Annotated in this window: 6 protein-coding genes; 4 read left to right on the top strand and 2 right to left on the bottom strand. The window is 39.4% G+C overall.

What is annotated here, in order from left to right; all coding sequences use genetic code 11:
• Positions 1–120 precede the first annotated feature (120 nt).
• Positions 121–1,647 (bottom strand): aldehyde dehydrogenase family protein, encoded by a 1,527-nt coding sequence (locus tag EA341_RS17045; protein ID WP_293016376.1) that lies wholly within the window; start codon positions 1,645–1,647, stop codon positions 121–123.
• 136 nt (positions 1,648–1,783) lie between these two features.
• Between EA341_RS17045 and EA341_RS17040 the strand changes: the two genes are divergently transcribed.
• From EA341_RS17040 to EA341_RS17030, 3 genes are all read left to right on the top strand, one after another.
• Positions 1,784–2,710, top strand: coding sequence for an AraC family transcriptional regulator (locus EA341_RS17040; protein ID WP_293016375.1), 927 nt, complete (start codon positions 1,784–1,786; stop codon positions 2,708–2,710).
• Positions 2,711–3,172: 462 nt separating this feature from the next.
• Complete coding sequence (locus tag EA341_RS17035) at positions 3,173–3,910, top strand: glycosyltransferase (protein WP_293016374.1); 738 nt, start codon at positions 3,173–3,175, stop codon at positions 3,908–3,910.
• Complete coding sequence (locus EA341_RS17030) at positions 3,903–6,149, top strand: lipid-A-disaccharide synthase N-terminal domain-containing protein (protein WP_293016373.1); 2,247 nt, start codon at positions 3,903–3,905, stop codon at positions 6,147–6,149. Before EA341_RS17035 ends, EA341_RS17030 begins: the two co-directional genes overlap by 8 nt.
• Positions 6,150–6,190: 41 nt before the next feature.
• Here EA341_RS17030 and EA341_RS17025 read toward each other — a convergent pair whose 3' ends face one another.
• Positions 6,191–7,123, bottom strand: a complete 933-nt coding sequence (locus tag EA341_RS17025; RefSeq protein WP_293016372.1) for a TIM barrel protein — start codon at positions 7,121–7,123, stop codon at positions 6,191–6,193.
• Positions 7,124–7,262: 139 nt separating this feature from the next.
• Between EA341_RS17025 and EA341_RS17020 the strand changes: the two genes are divergently transcribed.
• A partial coding sequence (locus EA341_RS17020) for an LOG family protein (protein ID WP_367127748.1) occupies positions 7,263–7,575 on the top strand: 313 nt, incomplete at its 3' end.

Below are 7,575 nucleotides of genomic sequence, written 5' to 3'. Positions count from 1 at the left end.
TTCAACCTTCCAACTTCCGCCTTCATCCCTTCTTATCATTTGCTTCTTAAACAAAGAGACGCAAGAGTCAAGAGAGTTAACCCTTCTTGTTTCTTGCGTCTTTTTTCTGGAATCTATTTTCTAAAAGAATCCAAGCTTATTTTTGTTGTATGAGATCAACATGTTTTTAGTTTGTCTGTAATGGTTGAGCATCATCAGATGATTTTCTCGACCAAAACCAGATTTTTTATATCCACCAAATGGTGCATGAGCAGGATATGCATGATAGCAATTAACCCAAACACGACCAGCTTTGATAGCTCTCGGTACTTGATACAGCTCATGCGCATCTCTAGACCAAAGTCCTGCACCAAGTCCATACATGGTGTCATTGGCAATCTCAATGGCTTCTTCTGTCGTTTTGAAAGTTGTCACAGAAGTCACAGGCCCGAAGATTTCCTCTTGGAAAACCCTCATTTTATTGTGCCCTTTGAAAATGGTAGGCTGTATATAATATCCGGTTTCTAAACCTGAATTTAAACTGGCTTTTACACCACCACACAATACTTCCGCACCTTCCTGTTTTCCAATGTCCAAATAGGACAGAATCTTTTCAAACTGATCATTAGAAGCCTGAGCTCCCATCATGGTGTCTTCTGCCAATGGATGACCCATTTTAATAGCCTTGGTTCTTTCTACAACTCTCTCCATGAATTTGTCATAAATATCTTCATGTACAAGAATTCTTGAAGGGCAGGTGCAGACCTCACCTTGATTAAGTGCAAACATTACGGCACCTTCCACTGCTTTATCGAAAAATTCATCATCTGCATCAGCTACTGATTTCATGAATATATTAGGAGATTTACCGCCCAATTCCATGGTCACAGGGATAAGATTTTCAGATGCATACTGCATGATCAACCTACCTGTTGTAGTCTCACCTGTAAAAGCTACTTTGGCTACTCTTTTGGATGTGGCAAGTGGCTTACCTGCTTCTGGACCAAATCCAGTCACTACATTCAGTACCCCTGGAGGTAAGATGTCACCGATCAACTCCATCAAGACCATAATACTGGTGGGGGTTTGCTCTGCTGGTTTCACCACAGTGCAACAACCTGCTGCCAATGCTGGAGCTATTTTCCAAGTTGCCATTAGCAAAGGGAAGTTCCAAGGAATGATCTGTCCGACAACACCTAGGGGCTCGGACAATGCAATACTTACCGTGTGCTCATCGTGTTCTGAAATTGTACTTTCATCTGCACGAATGACCCCAGCAAAATACCTGAAATGATCTACACAAAGTGGTAAATCCGCTGCTCGGCTTTCCCTCAAAGCCTTTCCATTATCTATGGTTTCCACTCGGGCCAGCATTTCCAGGTTTTCTTCGATAACATCTGCTATTTTGTTGAGCAAGCGTGATCTTTCAGCTGCAGACGTTTTGGACCAGGAAGGGAATGCCTTGTGAGCTGCATCCAGAGCTTTTTCTACATCCTCTTTATTTCCTCTGGCAGCCTTGGAAAATGCCTTGCCGTCAATAGGGGAAATGTTGTCAAAATATTCTCCTGATGCCGGGGCTACCCATTTGCCTCCTATATAATGATCATATTTTTCTTTGATGCTAGGCCTGTCTACAGGCTTCGCTTCTGATAAGGTTAATGTTGACATAATATTTTTTGATTATTTTGGATTTATTCAAATTTACCTACTTAAATTTTGAAAAAATCCACCTAACAAATCATACTATCAACCTGTTTTGATTAATGTATCATATTTGATAATTTTAGGAATAACCCAATTAACCATGCTTGAAACCAACTTTATATCCGGTGTACCGTGGAGGAATGAGAGAGACCTGAAAACACTGGTTGAAAATAGGACTACCTATACGCTTCACGACTGTGAACTGAATATTTTTGAAACTCATCAAGAGGCCAAGGATGTCAGTCTTGTCTTTGGGGATTTGGTGTTGACGACAATGCTCAAAGGAAAGAAGGTAATGCACCTTTTTGATAAACCAGGGTTTGATTATCTCCCCGGGGAATCAGTGATTGTCCCACCCAACGAGGTGATGCGGATAGATTTTCCAGAGGCTAAGCTCGAGAAACCTACCCAATGTATTGCACTTTCAATTTCTCAGGAAATGATATCCAATACCTTCAATTTGCTCAATGAAAGACTTCCTAATAAGGAACTGACCAAAGAGTGGGGGCTTGACCTATCCAGTTTTCACCTGATCAATACAAAAGACCTTTCGGAAATCATCAATAGGTTTATCAAAATCGGAGTCAAAGAAAGGTCCAAAGAAAAAGATTTGATAGCCTCTTTTGCTTTGAAAGAGCTTTTGATAAGGCTAACTCAGACTCAGGCTAGGGATATGTTGGAAAAGACTTATCAGTCTCTTGCTTCATCCAATAGGATAGCGCACGTAGTTGAATTTATTAAAGTTAATATCAGGGAGAATTTGACGTTGGAAGCACTTAGTAATAAAGCCTGCATGAGTAAGGCTCATTTTTCCAGAACCTTTAAAAATGAACTCGGACTGAGTCCTATGGAATATATCCTTAAAGAACGGTTGAAGTTGGCGAAAAACTTCCTGAAATTAGGATCAAACCAAATTCAGGAGGTTTGTTATATGTCTGGATTCAATAATCCCACTTACTTTATAAGAGCATTTAAAAACGAGTTTGGAATGACTCCTAAAGTTTATCAAAATCAATCAATATTATAGTACGATGTTTTTAGTTTGAAAAGATTGTTAAAAAATATTTTATGGTTTTTATGGTCTTTTCGATCAGTTTTTATAAGTTTAAGAAATATTGGTAGTGAAAAAACAATTAAAGTTCACGAATTGCCAATTTTTATATGGCTGTAGTCAGTTACAAATAAACCCACATTTGGAGTCTTTTACAAAGACTCCTTTTTTTATGCTTAAAATTTAAACCTGATTTTTATGATTTTACATAAAATCCCTTAAATGTGGTTTAAATTTTAACCTGTTTTTTGATTTTTTACATTTCAACAACATTCATTTGTTTTGTTGAGGCAGAAGTTCAAGTATTCATATGTTTTTTTTTGAAATCAGCTTGAAATTTTATTCAGACCAAAGGAAATTTCATAATTCTTTAAAAAAACGTTAATAACTAATTTTTTTATTCAAAATAGGTATCTTTGGCGATAATTTTTGATCAGCATGAAGGCACTCACTGTAATCATACCGGTTTTTAATGAAGAAGGGAATATTCCCAGAATTCAAAAAGCACTTTCGTCCTATATGGAAAAATCGGCTTTTTTGGTTTTTGGGCTCTTTATCAATGATGGCTCCAAAGACAAGAGTCTTTCTTTGATTAAAAATGTGTGCAAGGAAGATTCCAGGTTTGGCTTTGTCTCCTTCTCAAAAAATGCTGGCCTGAGTGCGGCAATCAAAGCTGGTTTTGATCATGCAGTAACAAACTGGGTTGCCTACATGGATGCTGATTTGCAAACCAGTCCTGAGGATTTTATGAAGTTTGAACCTTTTGTGGGAGAATATCAACTGGTGACCGGTGAGAGACAAGATAGAAAGGATGGCTTGGGGAAGAAGATTTCTTCCTCTTTTGCAAATTGGTTCAGAAATAGTTTTCTCAAAGACGGTATGAAGGATACAGGTTGTCCTCTGAAAATATTCAATCGGGAATTCGCCAATAGACTGCCCTTTTTCAATGGTGTCCACAGGTTTTTCCCAGCCCTTACCCAAATTTATGGAGGAAAGGTGAAAGTTGTACCGGTCAGACATTTCGCCAGGACGGAAGGGGTTTCAAAGTTCAATGCTTTTAATAGAATGGTCCAGCCCTTTTTGGATACTTTGTTGGTCCATAGATTGAAAAAAAGATACATTAAATATCAGGTAATAGAGTCTAAACTTTTTGACCCAAACCCAATCAATGAATAGTCAGGTTTTGTTGGCTCTTGGCTTATTCGCCCAAGGACTTTTTGCTGCCAGGTTTCTGGTGCAGCTTATTAAATCTGAAAAAGCAAACAAGGTTGTTTCTCCAACACTGTTTTGGCAATTGAGTTTGGTAGCCTCATTTCTTTTGATTGTATATGGTTTCTTCCGAAATGACATTGTGATTGTTGGTGGGCAATTGGTAGGCTACCTTATTTATATCAGAAACCTTCAATTGAAGGGGGAATGGGCCCTACTTCCGAAAGTAGTCAGGTTGTTTGCCTTTACTTTACCACTCTTGCTGCTTTTGTTTTTGATTTTCGGTCTTGATTATGACTGGAATGGTCTGATTGATAATCCTGAAATCGAAGGGTTTTTACTCACTTGGGGAACACTTGGGCAACTGATATTCACATCTAGATTTGTGGTACAGTGGATTTATTCCGAAAAACTGAAGGTATCGGCTTTTCCGGTTTCTTTTTGGTATATAAGTACAGTTGGTGCAGTATTGATTGCCAGTTATGCGATCCTGAGGAATGATGCAGTACTGTTTATCGGACAGGGTTTTGGGCTAATTGTATATTTGCGAAACTTATACCTTCATCACAGAAAAGGGCTTAGAAGATCAATATCGCTTTTCCTTAAGTTCAAACCTTACAGGTTTGCTGCCTTAATGGTTTTTACCACAGCTGTACTTTTTTTTAATCTGGATAACTGGACGGTTACCGAAAGCAGTGAAGCCAGGTATGCTCAGATTGGTAAGGAGATGGTGGAATCCGGAGATTATCTTCATCCTACCCTGATGGGGATTCACCATTATCACAAGCCTCCAATGACTTATTGGATTACAGCTTTTTCCTACAAAATATTTGGTGTCTCTTCCTGGTCAGCCAGAATTTTCCTTCAAGTGGCTTTATTGGTCATGCTATTTTTGGTATACAGGATTGGTCTGATTTATTTCCGGGATGATAAGAAAGCATTTTACAGTACAATGATTTTTGCAGCTTTTCCTACTTATATCATTGCGGGAAGAGCATTGACTACGGATGCTTATTTGGCGGTGTTTGTATTGTTGGCAGTGTACTTTTGGTTAAAATACCTTCAGGAATATAAGGCGGTATCTTTACTCCTTTTTTACCTGATGTTGGGCTTGGGGTTCTTGACCAAAGGTCCTGTTGTTCTGATTATTCCCTTAATTCTTGTGCTTTTTAGTGCTTTCTACATGAAGGTAAATCAGGGTCCATGGCACCTTCACCTTCTGGGTTTGGCGCTGTTCCTAGTGACAGGGCTAAGCTGGTTTGTTATCCTTTATCTGGAAGATCCCCAATTCCTGGATTATTTCGTTTTTAAACATACCGTGCAGCGATTTGCCACCGATACCTTTAGCAGAAGTCAACCAGTTTGGTTTTATCCGGCATTGCTTATCGGTACAGCCTTTCCATGGGTTTTGATCTTGGGAGCCAATTTTGGCAGAATCTGGAAGTCAAAAGATCGGCAGATGCTGCTCTTGATGGCTTGGATTATCATCCCTTTAATCTTCTTTTCCATCAGCAAGTCCAAATTGATTCTCTATATTCTACCGGTATACCCAGGGATAGCTTTGGCAGCTGCTAAGGTTTGGTTGGGATTGGATGAAAAGAATCATAAATTTTGGGATAGGGTTCAGTTTGGATTTCATTCGCTTATCCTTCTTGGTTTGGCAGTGAGTCCCTTGATAGACTCAAATATTGTTCTCAATTATAAGTTTTTCTTTATCCTTGTTATTACCGCTTCCCTATTGATATCTTTAAGGGCAACCTCACTAAAAGTAGTGGATAGGACAGTTCTTGCAGCTTACCTCTTTGTGATGGGAATCACAGCCTCCTCATCTTATTTTTTCGGGAGTAATCCTGGACTAATGAATGATCAAAAGCATATTGCGGCTTTTATTGAAACAGAGTTACCCGATACAGCACATATCCTTGTGTATGACAAAAGAATGCCATCTATGTCATTTCTTACAGATCTCAATATCATCTCTCTTTACGATGGTGATGAAAGCCTGAATAGGGAAGTGCAGTTTGAAAAAGGCGAAGATTGGAAAGCCAATCTCATCAACCTTCAGGAGCATCCGGAATGGCTGGTGAATCGGTCAGCAGATCGTACAGTGTTGATGGTAAAGAAGTCTAAGCTTAAAAAGCTTGAAGAGTCAAGCCTACCATTTTCCAATCGAAAGGAAATTGACGGTTGGGTTTTGTTTTTTTAATTCTAAAGTTTAGAATTATAGCATGAAGAGGCTCAGGGGAATTAGGTTTTTAAACCTACTTCTTCTGCAATACTTCTGATATAACCTGCTCCTTCCAAATACTCCTCTTCTGTATCAAGATGTTCCATCATTAAGGGAATATGGGGTAAATTTTTGATCTCCCCCATAAATGCACGGTAATCCATCATCCCCCTCCCAGGAATCACTTCATCGAATTGAGGCATAAAGGTACGCTCTTTTAGAACGAGGTCTTTTGCATGGCAGCTTTTGATATAAGGTCCAAGTTTAGCAAAACATTCTTTGATCAACGCTGCATTTTTATAAAATACGGCAGGACTCACCATCATATTTACAGGGTCAAGGTGGACACCAAAAGCTTTCCTGTCAATTGCTTTGAGCAATTGAAGATAAGAATCCGGGTTTTCGGGAAAGATCCAGGGCATTGCCTCCAGCGTGAAAAAAGTCCTTTTGGGATTAACTTCATCGATGATTTTACGGGTAGTTTCAACGATTTGGTCAAAAGTTTCTTTGGAAAAGTTATCAGGGTGAGGGCCTGCCCAATTTTCACGATTATTGCTTCCTGCGATGTTTACGCAACAATTGGCACCAATGTCTTCGGACAACTGCAGGGAATCAACGCATTTTTGAAATGCAGCTTTGGCTGTAGCTTCGTCAGGACTGATGGGGTTGGACCATGCCCCGACTTCAGCGATGACAATATCTGCCTTTCGTGCAGCTGATTCATAGGCTTTGATAAGTTCTGCTGATGCATCTGTTCCCACGGGGCAGTAGGCTGCTTTGTAGTTTAGTTTTTGTATTGCTTTTACCCAAGTTTCAGGATTTTCATATTTTTCAAAAACCGGCCCTCCAAGCCTAAGAGTATTTTCCGTATTCTTTGACCAAGTCAACGTTGGATTGATGCCTAGACCAAGGAGTGATGCTCCGGTGATTTTGGAAAATTGTCTTCTTTTCATGAGGCTGTGGTTTTTTTGATAAATAAATATAAGAGGAATTCATTGTTAAGGCGAGCCATATATCATAATGAATTCCCACTCTAAGAATTGGCTTTAATCGTACTTTGCTTAAATTAGGAAATGAACAAATATTGCTGCTATGCTTAAAGAAAAACCAAAATCATTTCAACCCCTGGTCAATCCCGAGGAAGAGGCTTTTTTTGCTGGACCACAGACTCGGTGGAAGGAGTTCAAATTTGTTGTAAAAGTTGCGCTTGAGTTTATCAGAGGTTTTAGAATACTCCATTTTATTGGTCCCTGTGTCACGGTATTTGGTTCGGCAAGATTTGAAGAGAAGGATAAATTTTACCAACTAGCAGTGCAGGTAGGGGAGCGCGTGAGCCAAATGGGTTTTGCCGTAATGACAGGGGGTGGTCCGGGCATTATGGAAGCAGCGAATAGAGGAGCCAAAA

Origin of the sequence: Mongoliibacter sp., assembly GCF_007692705.1 — a bacterium.
Lineage (GTDB): Bacteria > Bacteroidota > Bacteroidia > Cytophagales > Cyclobacteriaceae > Mongoliibacter.
Note: the sequence above shows the minus strand (reverse complement) of the source record. Positions and strands in the feature narration are given on the sequence as shown.